The organism is Thalassolituus sp. UBA3500 (assembly GCF_002377545.1).
Taxonomy (GTDB): Bacteria; Pseudomonadota; Gammaproteobacteria; order Pseudomonadales; family Oceanobacteraceae; genus Thalassolituus.
The window spans coordinates 448-16371 of record NZ_DFQB01000043.1 but is presented as its reverse complement, the minus strand read 5'-3'; the positions used below and the strand labels follow the sequence as shown (position 1 = coordinate 16371).

At 51.2% G+C, this 15924-nt stretch carries 15 protein-coding genes, 1 tRNA gene and 1 pseudogene; 7 read left to right on the top strand and 10 right to left on the bottom strand.

Annotated elements, in window-relative coordinates:
- Positions 1 to 447, top strand: a pseudogene (locus B2R29_RS10825) (hypothetical protein); the annotation flags it as partial.
- A 164-nt stretch (positions 448 to 611) separates the two neighbouring features.
- Here the strand turns inward: B2R29_RS10825 and B2R29_RS10820 are convergent.
- The 4 genes from B2R29_RS10820 to modA all read right to left on the bottom strand — a co-directional run bounded on the left by B2R29_RS10820 (position 612) and on the right by modA (position 3317).
- Positions 612 to 688 (bottom strand) — tRNA-Arg (locus B2R29_RS10820).
- A gap of 85 nt (positions 689 to 773) precedes the next feature.
- Positions 774 to 1850, bottom strand: coding sequence for a molybdenum ABC transporter ATP-binding protein (gene modC, locus B2R29_RS10815; protein ID WP_301181089.1), 1077 nt, complete (start codon positions 1848 to 1850; stop codon positions 774 to 776).
- Positions 1841 to 2572 (bottom strand): molybdate ABC transporter permease subunit, encoded by a 732-nt coding sequence (gene modB, locus B2R29_RS10810; protein WP_301181088.1) that lies wholly within the window; start codon positions 2570 to 2572, stop codon positions 1841 to 1843. Before modB ends, modC begins: the two co-directional genes overlap by 10 nt.
- Positions 2565 to 3317 carry a molybdate ABC transporter substrate-binding protein gene (gene modA, locus B2R29_RS10805; protein WP_301181087.1) on the bottom strand — a complete coding sequence of 251 codons (753 nt, stop codon included), beginning with the start codon at positions 3315 to 3317 and terminating at the stop codon, positions 2565 to 2567. The genes modB and modA overlap by 8 nt, the downstream gene beginning before the upstream one ends.
- A gap of 75 nt (positions 3318 to 3392) precedes the next feature.
- Here modA and B2R29_RS10800 point away from each other — a divergent pair, with 75 nt between their 5' ends.
- A complete protein-coding gene (locus tag B2R29_RS10800; protein ID WP_301181086.1) occupies positions 3393 to 3833 on the top strand; it encodes a YtoQ family protein in 441 nt (146 codons plus the stop codon).
- A 195-nt stretch (positions 3834 to 4028) separates the two neighbouring features.
- A complete protein-coding gene (locus B2R29_RS10795; protein WP_287027415.1) occupies positions 4029 to 4604 on the top strand; it encodes a methylated-DNA--[protein]-cysteine S-methyltransferase in 576 nt (191 codons plus the stop codon).
- A gap of 227 nt (positions 4605 to 4831) precedes the next feature.
- Here B2R29_RS10795 and B2R29_RS10790 read toward each other — a convergent pair whose 3' ends face one another.
- The 5 genes from B2R29_RS10790 to B2R29_RS10770 form a co-directional block, all read right to left on the bottom strand.
- Positions 4832 to 5599: a class I SAM-dependent methyltransferase gene (locus B2R29_RS10790; RefSeq protein ID WP_287027417.1), complete on the bottom strand. Its 768-nt coding sequence runs from the start codon at positions 5597 to 5599 to the stop codon at positions 4832 to 4834.
- Positions 5600 to 5601: 2 nt separating this feature from the next.
- On the bottom strand, positions 5602 to 6909 hold the full coding sequence (locus B2R29_RS10785; RefSeq protein ID WP_301181085.1) for a phenylacetate--CoA ligase family protein: 1308 nt from the start codon (positions 6907 to 6909) through the stop codon (positions 5602 to 5604).
- Positions 6902 to 7600: a hypothetical protein gene (locus B2R29_RS10780; protein ID WP_301181084.1), complete on the bottom strand. Its 699-nt coding sequence runs from the start codon at positions 7598 to 7600 to the stop codon at positions 6902 to 6904. The genes B2R29_RS10785 and B2R29_RS10780 overlap by 8 nt, the downstream gene beginning before the upstream one ends.
- Positions 7601 to 7660: 60 nt before the next feature.
- Positions 7661 to 9991 carry a hypothetical protein gene (locus B2R29_RS10775; protein ID WP_301181083.1) on the bottom strand — a complete coding sequence of 777 codons (2331 nt, stop codon included), beginning with the start codon at positions 9989 to 9991 and terminating at the stop codon, positions 7661 to 7663.
- A 244-nt stretch (positions 9992 to 10235) separates the two neighbouring features.
- Positions 10236 to 11225 (bottom strand): adenosine kinase, encoded by a 990-nt coding sequence (locus B2R29_RS10770; protein ID WP_301181082.1) that lies wholly within the window; start codon positions 11223 to 11225, stop codon positions 10236 to 10238.
- Between the two features lie 102 nt (positions 11226 to 11327).
- Between B2R29_RS10770 and B2R29_RS10765 the strand changes: the two genes are divergently transcribed.
- On the top strand, positions 11328 to 12458 hold the full coding sequence (locus B2R29_RS10765) for a potassium channel family protein (RefSeq protein ID WP_301181081.1): 1131 nt from the start codon (positions 11328 to 11330) through the stop codon (positions 12456 to 12458).
- 7 nt (positions 12459 to 12465) lie between these two features.
- Here the strand turns inward: B2R29_RS10765 and B2R29_RS10760 are convergent, their stop codons facing one another.
- The gene (locus tag B2R29_RS10760) at positions 12466 to 13362 is read right to left on the bottom strand and encodes a hypothetical protein (RefSeq protein ID WP_301181080.1); all 897 of its coding nucleotides are present in this window, start codon (positions 13360 to 13362) and stop codon (positions 12466 to 12468) included.
- Positions 13363 to 13502: 140 nt separating this feature from the next.
- Here B2R29_RS10760 and birA point away from each other — a divergent pair, with 140 nt between their 5' ends.
- From birA to B2R29_RS10745, 3 genes are read left to right on the top strand one after another with little or no spacing between them, the layout of a single operon-like run.
- The gene (birA, locus tag B2R29_RS10755) at positions 13503 to 14459 is read left to right on the top strand and encodes a bifunctional biotin--[acetyl-CoA-carboxylase] ligase/biotin operon repressor BirA (RefSeq protein WP_301181079.1); all 957 of its coding nucleotides are present in this window, start codon (positions 13503 to 13505) and stop codon (positions 14457 to 14459) included.
- Positions 14440 to 15141 (top strand): type III pantothenate kinase, encoded by a 702-nt coding sequence (locus B2R29_RS10750; protein ID WP_301181078.1) that lies wholly within the window; start codon positions 14440 to 14442, stop codon positions 15139 to 15141. Before birA ends, B2R29_RS10750 begins: the two co-directional genes overlap by 20 nt.
- Positions 15129 to 15809 (top strand): hypothetical protein, encoded by a 681-nt coding sequence (locus tag B2R29_RS10745; protein WP_301181077.1) that lies wholly within the window; start codon positions 15129 to 15131, stop codon positions 15807 to 15809. The genes B2R29_RS10750 and B2R29_RS10745 overlap by 13 nt, the downstream gene beginning before the upstream one ends.
- The last annotated feature ends 115 nt before the right edge of the window (positions 15810 to 15924 follow it).

Genomic DNA, 15924 nt, shown 5'->3' with positions numbered 1-15924 from the left:
CAGGACTTCCATACTTACTCTGATGGATCATTTTGTCTTGGCTCAGACCTGAAAATTAAGTCAATTTTAAAAACCGACTCGTCATTGACAACCTTTTTCGAAAAGATTGTTGTCAGGTTTCTTTATTCGGTGTCCCATCGGGTTGAATTTGGCAACTTTCCATATGGCGAACTGGACCATGGTGAGAAAGGCCTGATTGATGATTATTCTCAGTTGTTCAATGTCAATGGTAAAGCATCAGTTCTACGGGCTCTGAAAGCGTTAGGTTTGCGCAAGCGTGAGGCAAATAAATTACCTTGTCCATGTGGTTGTGGTGATCGTCTTGGCTCGTGTGACTATCGGTTTGTCTTGAACGAGTTTCGTCAAGTTGAGCGTCGCCGATGGTTTCGCGCTCATCTATTCGAAGCTTTTACACCGATTCCCCCCCCCCGAAAAGAGATCTGGTAGATTGATTAACAAAACACGTAAAAATGTATTGTGATTTTGTAGGGTAGAGGTCAAAAATTAAGATAGCAGTGAAATGTCATTTTTTGCTTGGGCACAAATCGGGCACATTTAGGGCACAGCTAAGATTTTGTAAGTGGTCACTTACTTGGCAGGCCTTACACTGATGGCCCGCCCGGCAGAATTCGAATCTGCGACCTCTGCCTCCGGAGGGCAGCGCTCTATCCAGCTGAGCTACGGGCGGTTTACAGTGAACAGGTCTCTGTAAGTGGCTGCATTGTATATGGTTTTTTATCAGGGCTCTACTCCCGCCGCGGAGTCTGTGGTGGTCAGATCAGTGCGGCGGTTTTGATGTGTGCGTAAATCGGCATCTTGGGCTTAAGCGCTAGCTGGCTGGCGGACTGTCGGGTGATCCGGGTGATGAGTTCCATGCTCTCAGTTCGTAATTTGACGATCATCAATGCCGGGTTGGGGTCGTGACGGATATCTTCAATCTGGCACAGCAGGCTATTGCTGATGCTGTTGTCTGTTAACGGTTGGTGGCTGAGGCTGATGTCACTGGCGCGTATCCACAGGCGAACAGAGTCGCCGGGAGTCAGGTTATTTGCAGGAACATTGATATGCGTTGAGCTGCCGGTTCTGATTTGTGCGAGGTGCCATTGATCGTCGATGCTGTCGACGGTCCCGGTGACCACGGTACCGGCTTCGCGGCTGATATCTCCCGGAAATTCCGGATCGCCGATCACGTCGTAAAGTGTGCCCTGGCTGACCACCTTGCCTTTATCCAGTGCAACGATGTAGTCGCCAAGGCGTGCCGCTTCGTAGGCGGAGTGTGTCACATAAATGATGGGCAGCTCGAATTCGCTTTTCAGCCGTTCAAGATACGGAAGAATCTCTTGCTTGCGTGCATCATCGAGCGAGGCCAGTGGCTCATCCATCAATAGAATATCTGGCTGGCGTAGCAAGGCTCTGACGATGGCGGCACGTTGGCGTTCGCCGCCGGATAAGCGATCGGGCTTACGCGACAGGGTATGACGGATGTCGAACAAGGTAATCAAGTCATCACGTAACGAGGGTGTGTCGGCGTGCAGTGCATAACGCTCGGCAAAATCGAAGTTTGCTGCCACGGTCATATGCGGAAACAGGCTGGCTTCCTGAAAGACATACGCCAGTGGGCGTTCTGATGTTTTGCGGTGCTCGCCGCTGCCTTGCCAGCAGTCGCCGTTGAACCAGATTTCACCCTCGCTGATCTGAAGCCCCGCTATGGCCCGCAGTAATGTCGTTTTGCCAGAGCCCGATGGCCCGAAAATCACACTTACGCCCTTGCCTGGCAGAGCGAGATCGGCATTGAGTTCAAAGTCTTCGAGGCCGACTCTGATACGTAAGGAAAGTTCGCTTACAGCCATCCTTTCGCCCCCGACGTTCCTGTTGCGCCGGTGCGCCGGGCATAGATCCATAGCAGTACCGCGAAGGAGAACACCAGCAGTATGGCAGACAGGGCATGGGCCTGTGGGTAAGCAAGTGCTTCTACATGGTCGTAGATCTGGACAGAAGCAACACGGGTTTCACCCGCAATATTGCCGCCGATCATCAGCACCACGCCAAACTCACCCACGGTGTGAGCAAAACCCAGCACGCCTGCGGTGATAAATCCGGGGCGTGCCAATGGCAAGGTAATGTAGCGAAAGGTATCCCAGCGGCCGGCGCCGAGTGTTGCCGCCGCTTCAGTCTGGCGCACGCCGATGGCGTTGAATGCATTCACTAGTGGCTGCACCACAAAGGGCAGGGAGTAGATCATAGATGCGATCACCAGCCCGGTGAAGCTGAAGGCGAGCGATCCAAGCCCAATACCATGAAGAAATTGTCCGGGCCCGCTGGTGGGGCTGAATGCGATTAAGAGGTAGAAGCCCAATACCGTCGGTGGCAGGACTAATGGCAGGGCAATCATAGCCTGCACCATGCCTTTTAAGCGATGCGTTCCCATTCGATGGCTGCCACTGTGTCCGCTGCTTAGCCAGAGTGCCAGCGGTGTACTGATGACGAGAAGCAGAAGGGTTACTACGCTCGCCAGTTTGAATGTCAGCCAGAGTGCTTCGATATCGGCCGGTGTCAGAAGAAAATCAGTCATAGAGCGAAGCATACCCCTGTTGGGTAATCTGTGCCTGTATCTCGGGGCGGCGAAGATATTCTATAAAGGTGCGTGCCGCGGGGTTGTTCAGGCCCCGGGGTGTCAGAGCTCCAGTTTGCTGAATAGCTGCATGATGATGCTCTGCTACCAACCAATATTGACTGGCAGGAAGCCTTGCTGCGACGGCTTGCGACAGTGCAATAAATCCGGCCTGTGCGTGACCACTTTCGATGAAGCGGTAAGCCTGCCCGATGTTTTCGCCGGTCACCAGTGTTGGGGTACTGACTTTGAGTGCTTCTATGGTCTGTTTCGCCGCAAGCCCGTACGGGGCAAGCCGTGGGTTGGCGATAGCAAGCGTGGCGGGCATCGTTGATATCCCTGAGAGTGGGTACTCACATTCCTTCGGGCACCAGTAAACCAGCCTGCCGGTGGCGTAGGTGAACAGCGTCGACTCTATCTTCGGAAACTGTTCGGCGAGCTGTTGTGGTTTGTCGGTATCTGCCGAAAGGAAGACATCAAACGGGGCGCCGTGAAGAATCTGAGCATAGAGCTTGCCGGATGAGGCGCTGCTGATCTCCACGTCATGTCCGGTGTCATTTTCAAACTCAGGGAGCAGTGTGTTAAGCGTGTGCGTAAAGTTTGACGCCACGGCGATGCGCAACAAGTCTGCATTGCTCAGAGAGGGCAGGAGCAGGCAAAGAATCGTCAGTGCAAAGCGGATCACAGCAGCCGGACCTCGAATCATAGTGTCAGTCAGGCATAATAGCGGCTTCTGTATCCGATGTTACAGCCCGTTTTATAACCGATAGCGAGAGAGAGTATGCACTGGAATATTTATCTGTCAGGCGAAATTCACACCGACTGGCGCGAACAGATCATTAAGGGATGTGAGGCACTGGATCTGCCGGTGAGTTTTTCTTCAGCGAATACCGATCACGACTCCAGCGATGCTGCGGGCGATGTGCTTGGGCCTCAGTGTGAAGGTTTCTGGCGTGATCATAAATCGGCGAAGATTAACGCGATCCGTATTAAAACCTTAATTGAGAATTGCGATATGGCAGTGATCCGTTTTGGCGACAAGTACAAGCAATGGAATGCGGCCTTTGATGCCGGTTTCTGCGCCGCGCTGGGTAAGCCTTACGTAACATTGCATGGCGAAGACATCGTTCACCCGCTGAAAGAGGTGGATGCCGCTGCCATGGGATGGGCGACAACACCAGAGCAGGTGGTCGAGGTGATTCGCTATACGATTCAGGGCTGAGCTGACGTTCGCCCTGACATTGCCATTCCGCATTGTGAACACATGTCCGGTTTTGCTACTTGCTGACTAACTTTCTGAGCAGAAGGCGCGCTCTAAAGCGTCTTCAAACCGGACATTCCTGTGCTTTCTTCTGTTTCTTCGTACAGCTTCTTCCTCACCTGATAAGGTTACAGAAACGTTAACCTAAACTGATTTATGCCCGGTAAATATATTCCTTCATTAGATGTCGCCTTTGGGCTTTCCTCGTACGGCGTTATTGCAGCGGCCGTGTGTGATGGAGAACTTTTTGCTGTGCTCCCCGGAGACTGTCGTACAGAACTCCTGGATGAGTTGCTGCATCTGTTCCCCAACATCACACTTACCTCTGAAAAGCGGGCCGCACATGTTCTCAATGATGTGCTTCAGTCGGTGGAGTCGCCCAAGCGAACATTGAAAACCCCGCTGCATATGTTGGGCACGGAATTTCAGTGCCGGGTGTGGCGATATCTGCAAACGATTCCTGTAGGCCAGACCCGGACATACGCCGAGGTGGCCGAGGGTATTGGTCAGCCGGGCGCTGTTCGCGCGGTGGCTAATGCCTGTGGCACTAACAAGTTGGGGATATTGATTCCGTGTCATCGGGTCGTCCGTTCGGATGGTTCTTTGGGCGGTTACCGCTGGGGAACAGAACTGAAAGAACGCTTGCTGGCGCGTGAGCAGGAACTCACTTCTGGTGATTCTTTGCGCGATGTGGATAAGTCAAGCCCAAGATTTCAGAATATTTTGTGTTGACGCGATGTAATTCTGTCGTTCTCTTAAAAAAACACTATAAGGCGATGAAATATATAGGTTTTTAGTAAAAACCTGTTTAAGAATTGATCTCTTTTGTCCTGTGGGTATTCCACAGTATCTGTGGATAACTTTGTGGGAAGTTTGCGGGAAAGATGCTCTGACCCGCATAGCCACAGGGGCGCTTTCAATCTGGCTGGATTCTGAGCAGCCAGCTTCATAACCTTTGCTCAGGGCTTACGAGCAGACAGGTAGTACAGGGACCAGCGCATACCAATGAGATTGCTCTCCAGGGTGTCGAAACCGAGTAGCTCCCGAATGGCAGCTTCGGTTTCTTCGGTGCTGGCCAGATCAATGCCGAACAAGCGTTTGCAGTAGGCGGCGGCCTCATGTTCAGAGTTAAAAACCCAGTGGTACTCTTCATTGACGGCAGTGATGTCGGTGAAACCTGTTTCCCGTAGGCTGCTCAGCGTGTCCTCGTTCAGATACCAGCCGTGATGTCCCATGCTGTTGTGGTTTCCCATCCAGCCGTCCAGAAACGCAGCGGTGGCAGACTCTGAGTGTGCATCCGCTATTCTGGCCCAGCCTCCGGGCTTAAGTATCCTGAACAACTCTTTGAATAATGGCGTTTTATCTTCAATGTGATGCAAGCCGGCGAGGCTGCAGGCGAGGTCGGTCGAGTTATCCTGTTCTGGCAGTCTTTCAAGTTCACAGAGCGTAAGCGGGTGTTTGCTTCCGGAGTGTGCTTCTTCTTTGAACAGGCGTGCAAATAGCTCGCTGGTTTCAAGGTGGTGCAGGCTGACATCGTCGGGCAGGTATCGAGCCAGATATCCGCCACCGGAAGGTACATCAATGATGTGCATCCCTTTTTTCAGAGACATACCTTTAAACAAGGTGGTGAACTCGGTATTTCTTGCGTCGGGCCAACGCCGCATGGCTTCGTGATAGGCGTCGGCACGAGCATTAAAAATAGAGGCGTAATCTTCCGGTGAAAACATAGTTAAAGTACCGATTTAAACTCTTCGTATTTACCACCGGCTGAGCGCGGGAGATCGTCTGCTTTCTCTACCGTGATATTAAATGGGTGCTGCATGGCATCCTGAATTATCTTAATGGCTTGCTGCTTATCGTCTGATGAAATCTCTGCTTCAGTCATCACGCGGAAGGTAATGTCATTGACCGCAGTTTGTTCAAGCTGAAAACGTGATAAAGGAAATATTTCCATCAACGCCATCGGATTATATGAGGGCCAGGTTTTGCGACCGTCGGGATAGGTCAGAAGATTTCGGGTTCGACCAGCGATATGTTTAATAACCGGCAAAGTAATACCGCAGTCGCAGCCTTCCCCTGGAACGGCGTAGTCACCTATTTCATAGCGGATTAGGGGCATAATGTAGTTCTGGAGCGTGGTGACTACTACGCGGCCCATGGTGCCTGGTGGGCATGGCTGGTTATTGTCGTCCAGAATTTCGACCATGCAGCTCTCTTGCTGGATGTGGTAGTGGTCGTGCTTCGGGCATTGAAGCGCGATGTAGCCTACCTCCTGCGAACTGTACATATCGCTTACTCGGCATCGAAAAGTCTCTCTAGCCAGCACCCTCGTCTCTGAAGACAAATTTTCGCCTAGAGTTGAAATACCTTTGAGATGTAGCTGTTTCCCATTTTTCTTGTGAAGAGCGGCAAGCTCTTGCAGATTGCTAGGATAAGTAAGCAGGTAGTCAGGTTGGTTTTCGCACAGCCACTGATATTGTTTCTCTACGGCTTCACAGCTATTTAATGCTATTAATTGGCCTGCATATCCCAGAGCATTGGTTGATGGGCCCCATCCTGATTGATGAGCCCCAGGGTAACGTAATTTTTCTGGATCGTGGTATTTGATCGTTGCAATCTTGCCTGACATATTTCTATTTGACCAAATATGGTCTCGTGCCGTAAAAGCACGCCAGAACATCTGGGCATAATCAGATGAAAAAGCTTTTACAGGGCGGCCAGTCGAACCTGAACTCCTGAACTCATAAGCTCTTCCATGGCTCTTAGGCGGGGCCGTACTGAGAAGCCTCTCTGTATTCTGCTGAAGCTTTTCTCTGGTCAGGATTGGTATTTTGTTCCAATTCAGGTTTGCCCCCATTGCTTTGATATCAGGGTGTTCGTTGTAATAGGGTACCGTTTGGATTGCATGACTGAGAATATTACTAAGGCACTTGTCTTGTGCCGCTTTTCTTTGATGCCTCGGCCATTTTTCGCTTTGTTGGAGCTTAAACTGTAAAGCTAATGCCGCTGCTTCTGGGCCAGAGGGTATATCAATCATTGCGTTCAGCCCGAATTCTTTGAATACGTTTTTTGTGTCTATCCAATAAAACCTCGTAGAACTCAGGATTTGACTTGCGTACCTCTTCGAGGGAGTTCATAAACTCCCGGTCTGCTTTTTGTCTCTCTGCTTTCTCGCGTTTTCGAACTTCATCGTTCCTGTGTTCCACCAACTTCCGTTTTACAGTGGCGGCTTCCTGAGATGAAAGGCTACGCCAGTCTTCTCTCGTCATATTGTGGATATCAATATGCTCTGGTACTTCTTGCGTGTCTAAACCTGATGGTGTCGTTTTTATCGCTGCTGGAGTTTGCGATCTGGCCTCCAGTAGCTCTCGTACTGGTTTTAGAGTTGAGGCGATAGTAGGTTTACCTAGAGGTATAACGCCTATCGATTTTAGCATCCCATTACTATCGAAGCCCTTAATTGTGCTGTATTGGGAATCCAGGATCCGAATGACGGAATCGAGTGTATAGGTACCCTTATCAATAACGATTGAAGATTTTATGTCACTGCTTGCTGTTATCGTAAGGTGTGTTCCCTCATTTAGCTCTGTTAATAAATTCAGAACCGCTGGAGAGTCTTCGAGGATGATAACGCCCTGGTTGTCGGGGGCTATCTTAAGGACATCGGCCGCGAAAACGTTGTTCGTTGATACTGCCAGAAGAAGAAATAGGGTATATCGGTTAAGCATTATGATCTTCCAAAAAAAAGGGGGAGTCTCCTCCCCCTTTATTCATCGCATATTAACTACTTACCGCGGCATGCCGTAGTAAGATATGCTTTGGTTTGCACAATTGCCTGTTTCACATTCAGCACCGTGCGCCAATCCGCCGCTTGTGCCTGCGGAATCACCGGTGCCACCTGTGAGGGTCAGATCGTCAGTGCTACGGTAATCCTCAGAGATGCTCAGCATATAAATCTGACCTCCGAAACCACCGACAGAGCCGAACAGGCTCGCATCTGCGTTACCGCCAGTAGAGCTTACAGAACCTTCCAGTCGGGTACTTCCTGATGCAAATAGCCCAATGGAACCGCCGTTCATCGCGTAATTAGCCGCATTACCTGCGTTCAGGCTAACCGAAGCGTCGACATCAACGTCACCGCTAGGGGCGTTAACGAAGAGAGATCCGCCTTCTGCACCGTAGAAGTAGGTTTGCCCGTCTTCATTCGCTTCGTCGCGACCGGTGGAGCTTGCAGAACCCCCATTCGCTGTCAGTGTACCTTCAAGGGATGCGCCATGTGTTCCGTATGCGGATACAGTACCACCAGACGCACCGGTTGAACCATCAAACGCTTCGAACCCAGAAGCATTACCGCCATCGACGCTGATTGTTCCCGTGTATTCGACGGTTGCGTCGACAATCTCAGCCTGGAGCGCTGGTACTGTAGCATCGCTGGCAAGGTATACATAGCCACCATAGCCACCGTTACCAGACTCAATTCCGAACTCGTCAGCAGTAGTTTCTTCATACGTAGCACTACCGCCTGAAGCAATGATAGCGGTATCTGAAATCACAATCGGGCTTGCTGGGGCGTATATCAGTGCGTCGTCGTCTTCGTAGTTGGAATAGGAGGATACATCTACTCCGCCAGCGTATCCGCCTTCTGCACCACTAGAGCCACCCGATGTGTTGATCTCTGTGTAGCCAACGATCTGTGTGTCTACTTCCGAGATAACGGTGCTGTCCTGGCCGATATAAATACTGCCGCCTTCACCACCAATTTCAACGGCATCTGATGAATAACCATCGGCAGTTAAGCTACCCGAGATAGCCACCATTGCAGGGTGAGCCGTACCCTCAGCACCGTATTCAGACTCAGATACATAAATGCTGATATTTCCGCCTTCGCCACCTGCATATGAACCTGCGGGAGCACCGCCGTTGCTGTTCAGGTTGCCGGTGTTGATCAGTTTAGGGTCTTCAGCCAGCGATGCACCCTCACCACCATCAAGATATAGCTGTAATGAGACTCTGCCGCCATTACCACCGCGAGAACCAGGCATACCCTCGCTTTCAACAGCTGAGCTCCCCGCTGCACTGATATTACCGGTATTGACCAACGTGTGATAAGCACGAAGTCGAACATCACTTGCGCTGTATCTTTCAGCCTGAACGCCCGTACCACCGTTAATCGACAATGCACCGGAGTTGGCCAACAGGTAATCGCTGTAGAGGTATATATCGCCACCTTCACCTGCATAGGAGTCGATGCTATCGCCACCCTCAGCGTTGATTGAACCGGTATTCTCCAGGAAGTAATCGCCGTTTAGTTGGACGTAACCACCTTCACCACCAGGAACAGAACCTTCGGCGCCAGCATCGTCGGTATCGAGTCCGTTAGCATTGATCGTACCGCTGTATGCTACGTAGTCAGCGTAAACTCTGAAATCGCGACCATTCGGGTAGTCGTTACTGAATCCAGACATTTCAACAACGCCGGAGCCTGTAAAGCCGTTACAGTATACTTCGACATTTGGACGTGTACTGGTCTCTTCTTCTGCAGGGAGGTTTGCAGTCGTAAAAGTACCGTTGTTGATCAGGTCATTCGTTAAGAAAAGATCAAAAGAGCTATTGTTTGACGCGATGGTAAGTGTTGCACCAGCAAATATTTCAATGCCTGTAACCTGGGTGCTGGTTTTGCGAAGGTAGAGGTCTTCGTCTGAATCAACAGCACCGTCGTAGATATAAATCATGTTCCCGCTGAAGTATGGGGTGCCAGAAGTAAGAACGTTTTCTTCACCATCGTAAAAGTCGATGGAGTAGATTACAGTGTCAGTCGCGACCGCAAGACCATTTGTACCGATGCTTGGAGTGAAGCCTGGTAGCTCGTAGTCAGCATCTGGTGTTCCTCTCAGAGCAACTTTAAGCTCGCCGGCTCCATAGCTTTTGGAGATACCTACTTCTCCACCCCCGCCACCTTCAAGCAGGCCGTTGCCACCTTTGGCACTAATTACAGCTGTGCCTTCATCGTTGTTAGCAAGGCCTGAAGGTGTTGAACCACCACTGCTGCCGCCGCAGCCAGTAAGCGCGATAGCGGCTGCGAGTAGGCTGCCAGCGAAGGGTAGCTTTTGATTGCTCATTCTAGATTCTCCGTTTTAATGAAACACTGCAATCCAGCAGCGACACTTGTCGTTCCTGAATAAGTGAAAATTAGGTGTGGAATCTATTTCAAAAACTTACATAAGTAAACCAATTAGTCCTGATGTGACACATTGCTTTGCACATAAATGACAAACCTCAGGAAAAACTTGGTCCGGTGTTATAAAGAGGAGATTGCCCACGCCCATCATACTGGGCGCGAGCTTACGCTTATCGTGTGGTGGGTTACAAAACGTCCTTCAGCGGAGCATGCTGCTCAGCTTCCAGGCGTGGCCCGAATTGACTGACGACTTGCGCCGACGCCGCGCTGGCAAGGCGACCTGCTGCTGCGAAATCATAGCCATGGGTAATAGCGTACAGGAAGGCACCTGCGAACATGTCACCGGCTCCGTTACTGTCGACTGCAGTCACTGAGTTGGGCGCAATCTCGTGCAGTGTGTCGCCGTCCCATGCGAGGGCGCCTTTTGGCCCCAGTGTGATGGCGAAGGTATTGGCGACTTTTTTGATGGCTTCGATGGCTGTTTCCAGATCGTCGGTGTCGGCGAATAGCTTTGCTTCCTGCTCATTGCAGAACAGCAGATCGACACCGTCGCCGACCATTTCCTGAACACCCTCTTTAAAGAACTGAACCATCGCTGGGTCAGAGAGGGTCATGGCGACTTTCACACCATGCTTACGGGCCAGCTCACGCACCTGAATAGCGGCAGCTCGGCTTGGTTCGGACGTCACCAGGTAACCTTCAATATAGGCGTATTCTGATTTAGCCAGTGCTTCTTCATCAATATGGTTTGAATGCAGTTCGCTGGTAATGCCCAGATAGGTGTTCATGGTGCGCTCTGCGTCAGGCGTTACCATCACCAGACACTTACCGGTTACGCCGGCATCACGATCGTCGCCAAGGTTGGTATCGACACCGGCTGCTTTCATATCTGCTATATAGAAATCACCGGCTTCGTCGTTGGCGACGTTGCAGGTATAGAAGGTTTTCGCACCGAAGTAGCTCGCGCCAATAATCGTGTTGGCTGCGCTGCCACCGCATGCGCGTTTTTTCAGACCGTAGCGTTCTGTCAGGGTGGTCAGCATGGTCGCCAGCTGATCCTCTTCGATCAGGGTCATCATGCCTTTTTCTATGCCTGCATCTTTAAAGAAAGCGTCGTCAACTTCGAATTCTTTATCGACCAATGCATTGCCGATGCCGTAAATGTGGTAGCTCATAGCGGTTCCGTTGTTTATATAATTGCAGTGAGTGTAACCGAAAGCGGACGGAGTATCAGGTGAGGGATCGCAGAGAGAGGGCGGACGGGCTATGATGCGGATATGAATAAACTGACACGCTTCGTCCGCCATCAGAAACGCACTCGCCACGCGATCTATATGACTGATCGGCAGATCGGGCGGAGTGTTCGGAAAATAGCGCTTATTCTTCTCGGCTTTGTCGTTCTGCACATTGCGGCCATGGTATGGCTCGAGGATATGACGCCTTGGCAAGCTTTCTGGCTGACGCTGACTACGCTCACAACCGTGGGTTATGGCGATTTATCCGCGCAGACGGTACCGGGGCAGTTGGCGACGATACTGCTTATCTTTGGTATTGGTATAACGCTGATGACACTGCTCATCAGCGACTACGTTGATTTTCGCATCGCCCGCCGCGAGAGAATCCGAAGTGGACACTGGAACTGGAACATGGCTGAGCACATCCTGATCGTAAACACCCCCAAATATAACCGTGAAGAGTATTTCGTGCGACTTGTCACTCAGGTCCGAGAGAGTCGCGACTACGCCGAGACTCCGATTATGTTGCTGAGCGAAGATTTTCGTGACGGCTTGCCAGACAGTCTTCGTGAACTTGGCGTCGTTCATGTCACTGGGCTCGCCAGTCGCCCGGAAGACCTTCAAAGGGCAAATGCCGATCGGGCAAGGCATATTGTTGTACTTGCGCGAGACGAGTATTCCTCAGATAGCGATAGCTATACGTTTGATGTGGCTCATCGTTTGTGGGAAATGTCGCTTGCCAGTAAGGCGATCGTTGAAGTGGTGGATGACACCAATCGTGGGCGAATCCGTGATCTTGATATTCGCTCGCTGTTGCGACCGATCCGTTCATATCCTGAACTGGTGGTTCGCTCTATGACAGCCCCCGGATCAGAAGTGGTGATTGAAGATATGTTTACTCATGCGAATGACCATACGGTGCGTTACCCGGTATGGCTTGAGGGGGAGCGCTGGGCGGATGTCGTGAATTCTATTGTACAGGCTAACGTCGGAACACCACTGGCTTACGTTACCCGCGACGGTGAAGTGATTACCCACCCTGATGGCGATCACCATGTGCACGCTCAGTCACTGCTGATTCTTGTTCATACGGAGCACGTCCCTGAGACCAAGGAAGTGCATCGCGCGATCGAAAATCACTTCAATTTCCGCCTGAAAGATATAGAGCGTTGATCAGGCCTCATTCGAAAAAGTGGATTGCCTGTAAATCTTTATTCGTACTCTGACCCGGCATCAGCCAGAGTGCGGTATCACTGATCGGTGTCTCACTGGGCAGGTCTGGGTTGTGTAAATAGAAAATAGTCGACTCCCGAAACCGCGATAGCGGAAAGGTTGCACGGGTTGATGGATGCTTCTTCATAAATGCAAGAAGTTGCCCGGATGTAGCGAACTCATGGAGCTTCTCTTCCAGAGAGTTAGCCAGTTCTTCCCGTTGATACGATGTGAAGAAATACATTGGGAAGGTGTAAGACAGTAAGATTCCCTCATATGCAACAAGGTCGTCTCTGTCGGCCGTCGTAAGTTCTCCATACACTTCGATAATGGACCGAGGGAAGTAATCGCAGCGCCCGCCTCTGAGCATCTTGTACATACTCTCGAACTTGGCAACCCTCTCAACGGTATAGTGGTTGCGCTCCATAATATCCGAATCTGGCCATTGATCACCCTGACAGGCAACCATTGCTTGTAGTTCTGACTCCTTAGTAATTGCAGTGAACCGGGCAATATCTGCTTTGCGGATGACAGGGACGCGGACACCTAATAACCCAAGAAACAACGGCACTCTTACCGGGCGGTACAGATTCTCGCGGCGGTAGTTTGTGCCACTCCACGCGATGGTCAGGTCACCTGTGTTAAGAAGTTGCAGACTGCGCTCCTGAGTGACGGGCCTTTCTATCGTGGTCAGGCGGTTATCTGCTGAAAACTGAGTCGCCAGTAAGTCCTGATAGTATCGATGTGAGGCATCATCAATTGCTCTGGGCGGCTGGATGTAAACAGGTTCTGCAGCCGACGCAGGCGTTATTACACCTGCACTTACCGCAAACAGAATCATTGGAATCCAGTGGCGTCGCGTCATAGGCGCTCCAGTATGTTTTTTATTATTCGTGCCTGAATGGATAAATATCTCTCATGAACAGGGTGGGCGTCACCCAGATTTACACTCTGACAGTGAATTGCACTCTGATATAGTGAATAGGTTATCAAAGGTATCCTTTCATGCTCAAAAAACTACTCCTCCACCTGGCAGATGGGCAATTTCATTCGGGAGAGGCTCTCGGCGAAGCGATGGGCGTCAGCCGCGCGGCGGTCTGGAAACAGCTGAAAAAATTAGAGGAACTTGAAGTCCCTTTCTCATCTGTGAAAGGTAAGGGATATCGTCTTCATGACCCTATTGAACTACTCGATGAGGCAGATATACGCAGCGCAGTGAGTCAGAGGCTCGATTGCCTCGAGCTGCTCCTCGAAGTGAACTCAACGAATACCTACCTGTTCGAGCGTGCGTCCGATCATATGGGCAAGCGATATGCTGTCCTTGCTGAGAAGCAAAGCAAGGGTCGCGGTCGCCGTGGGCGACAGTGGATCAGCCCGTTTGGTCGGAATATTTATCTGTCGCTACTGGTATCTTTTTCTGGGGGCATGTCGGCACTTGAGGGGCTGAGCCTTACCGTTGGGATAGCCGTAGAAAAAGCGCTTACCAGGCTTGGGATCGACGGGGTTGGTCTGAAATGGCCCAACGATGTTTATGCCGATGGTCGTAAGCTCGCGGGTATTCTTCTCGAAGTGACGGGCGAGTACAACAGCCACTGTCAGGTGGTCATTGGCGTTGGCCTTAATTTATCCATGTCGGAGTCAGAAGCACGAGACATAGACCAGCCCTGGGTCGACCTGAAAAGCCTGAAGCCCGACCTCTCCAGAAATCAGGTCGCGGGAGTATTACTCGATGAATTGTTGTCCAGTGTTGATACGTTTCAACGAGAAGGATTTGCTCCCTTGCAGGAATACTGGTCACAGAAAGATATCTACCACAATAAAGAAGTGGTTATCAGTTCGCCCACTCAGCAGATCAGCGGCACCGTTAAAGGTGTAAACCGTAAGGGTGAGTTGATGCTGAGAACCGAGCGCGGCATGGAAATTATCAGTGCAGGAGAACTCAGTGTCCGTCCTGTTAATTGATATCGGTAATACCCGGATTAAGTGGCAAACCCGTCGCCAGGGTCAGATTCTGGCCGAGGGCCATGTCGATAAAGATAAAGCCCCGCACTATGCATGGCCGGATGAGGTTGATGAAGTTGCCGTGTCCAGCGTCAGTACCAACGAAGAACTGCACGAACTCTTCGATGCCCGCTACGGCCACAGGCTTCGCTGGATTGCACATCCGGTAGAAGGACACGCTGGGTTTCACCATTGCTATGCAGACCCTAAGCGCCTGGGTGTCGACCGCTGGCTTGCGATGCTGGGTGCCCGAGCGATGTTCACTGACCATTTGCTGGTGGTTGATGCAGGAACCGCACTCACCCTGGATCTACTCGACGAAAGTAATCAGCACCATGGCGGCTACATCGTTCCGGGGCAGCAAATGGCTCAGCGTGCACTGTTTGGTGGTACGGATCGGGTCCGGCCCTTTTCCGATGAACGCCACGATACTGACCTCACCCCCGGAAAAAGCACCGTTGCCTGTGTCAGTGCTGGTGTTATGCATCAGCAGGTTGCATTCGTAAAGTCTGTCGCAGGCAACCATGAAAACTACCGACTGGTTATTACCGGAGGTGACGGGGCGCAACTGGCTGAATGGCTGGATAGTGGATATTATCCAAACCTTATATTTGATGGTATGGAATTGTTATGCGCTGGATAGTTTACAGCCTGATCGTAATTAACCTGGGAATTGCCGGGTATTTCATTACGCGCCCCGCAGAAGATAGCACTGCCCGGATTCAGGACGGCAATCATGGACAAGGCAAAACACTGGTCTTACTGGCGGAGAAACAATCTGGAAATCTGCCATCCAGTCAGCAACCTGTTCGCCCGGAGCCGGGTAAGAAACTCTGCTACGCACTTGGCCCGTACTTTGATGATATCAGCGCTCGTGTGGCTCAGGCGCGCTCGCTTGAATTGGGGCTCACTGGGTTAATCAGCCAGCATAAGGTACCCAACCTGAAAGATGCTGAGTTCTGGGTGCATGTTCCACCGTTGGGTAGTCGTGGGGAAGCGATGACCTTATTGCGTAAACTGCAGGCGCGCTCAGTCGATAGCTACATTATTACGCAGGGAGATCTGGCGGACGGTATCTCGCTCGGTCTCTTCAGACAAAAAAGCTCTGCAGAAGCCTTGCAGAAAAAAGTATCAGCGCTCGGCTTTGCGGATGTAGCAATCCGCGAAGTTGGAAGTACCACGACTGAACACTGGGTCGAGATCCGTGAAATCACCAAACTGGATGAAACCATGCGCCGCCGTGTGAAAGGCGAAGACAAAGATGTTCAGTGGCAAATGGTGAGCTGCCGTCATCAGCCTGCGGACGGATAATCCATAAGTTAATAATAAATAAGCAAAAAAGTTGTTGACAGACCCCGGCTTCGTACTGATAATACGCGCCACTTTGGTGGGGTTCCCGAGCGGCCAAAGGGATCAGACTGTAAAT